The sequence below is a fragment of the Moorena sp. SIO3I6 genome (assembly GCF_010672095.1).
The window spans coordinates 1-1426 of record NZ_JAAHHU010001319.1 but is presented as its reverse complement, the minus strand read 5'-3'; the positions used below and the strand labels follow the sequence as shown (position 1 = coordinate 1426).

Genomic DNA, 1426 nt, shown 5'->3' with positions numbered 1-1426 from the left:
TCTTGGGTTAAACGCTTGATTAAATTCTGTCCAGTCAACGAAATTTGGGTCGAAAGAGTTAAGTTTGATACCCAAAAAATGCAGAACCCTGAAATCAATGGTACTGAATACCAGCAAGGGGAACTAGCTGGCTACGAAGTCAGAGAGTATTTACTCGAAAAATGGGGAAGAAAATGCACTTATTGTGGCAAGCAAAATACCCCCCTACAGATTGAGCATATTCATCCAAAATCAAAAGGAGGAAGCAATAGAGTAAGTAATCTTTGTTTAGCCTGCGAGAAATGCAATCAACGAAAAGGAAACAAGCCTGTAGAAGACTTCCTGAGAAAGAAACCAAGTCTGCTACAAAAAATCAAAACTAAGGCCAAACAACCATTATCAGATGCAGCAGCGGTAAATACGACTAGGAATAAGATCGTGAAAGTACTTAAAGGAATAAAACCTGTGGTTACTGGTACGGGTGCTCAGACTAAATACAACCGAATTAATTTCGGATTGCCTAAACAGCATTGGATTGATGCTGCTTGTGTTGGAGACGTTGAAGCTTTGGTATTGAAAACCTCTCAACCTCTACTAGTCACCTGTATTGGACCCGGAGGCAGGCAGAAAGCTGCACTCAATAAGTATGGCTACCCGATCAGGCACAATCCACTTAAACCTATTAAGGGCTGGATTACTGGGGACATTGCCAAACATCAGAAGTTGGGTATAGGTAAGGTAACCCCCAGAAGTAAGGGAAGTTTTGGATTTACTCCTCTAGGAGAGAAGGGTTATAAAAGCTGTAGACCTCAAGACATATCAGCGGTACACAGAAAAGATGGATATATCTACAGGTTCTGCCAGAGCCTACCAGGAACTGCCTGGAAATGATGCTCCTAGATTTTCCTGGCCTACAACGATATTCCTGATCATGACTACTTACTCCTGACTATTGACTACTTGTTGTTATTGTAATTAGCGCCGGTTCCCAAACGTTATAGCATTTGGTGGGTTACAGCCCGAAAAAAAATCAATGCTTCGCTTAACCCACCCTAGTAAATTAGAAAATTATAGTCACCACAACTACCGGATCGCATTCGCCGCTTTAGCAATCCGTGTCGGAATTGTGATAATTTCTGATACCATCTTCCCTACTCCCTGCTCCCTGCTCCCTGCTCCCTGTTCCCTATTCCCTATTCCCTATTCCCTATTCCCTATTCCCTATTCCCTATTCCCTTTGCTATCATTTTTTGTAATAATCTTCACAGGCACTAAAAGCATGAAGATTAGGAGTTATTTGTGTATAATTTTTGGCCAGACCCACCCTATTTTTTGTTAATTTTTGGTTTGTTTGCTGGGATTACCTGTGGGCTAGCTTTTGAAGCTACACTCAAAGAAAAAGTACAGGAATGGTATAAGACCAAATCCAGTCAAACCCTGGCTGAAA

The 1426-nt window shown here is 41.6% G+C and carries 2 protein-coding genes; both read left to right on the top strand.

Annotated features, from left to right (window positions below; genetic code table 11):
- Nucleotides 1-870: RNA-guided endonuclease IscB (gene iscB, locus F6K49_RS48945; protein WP_293109964.1), on the top strand; the 870-nt coding region annotated here is incomplete at its 5' end.
- Between the two features lie 142 nt (nucleotides 871-1012).
- On the top strand, nucleotides 1013-1318 hold the full coding sequence (locus tag F6K49_RS48940) for a hypothetical protein (protein ID WP_293021511.1): 306 nt from the start codon (nucleotides 1013-1015) through the stop codon (nucleotides 1316-1318).
- Nucleotides 1319-1426 lie beyond the last annotated feature (108 nt).

Excerpts from the sequence above, each read along its gene's own strand:
- F6K49_RS48940 (WP_293021511.1), top strand. The coding sequence starts at position 1,013 with ATGCTTCGCTTAACCCACCCTAGTAAATTAGAAAATTATAGTCACCAC.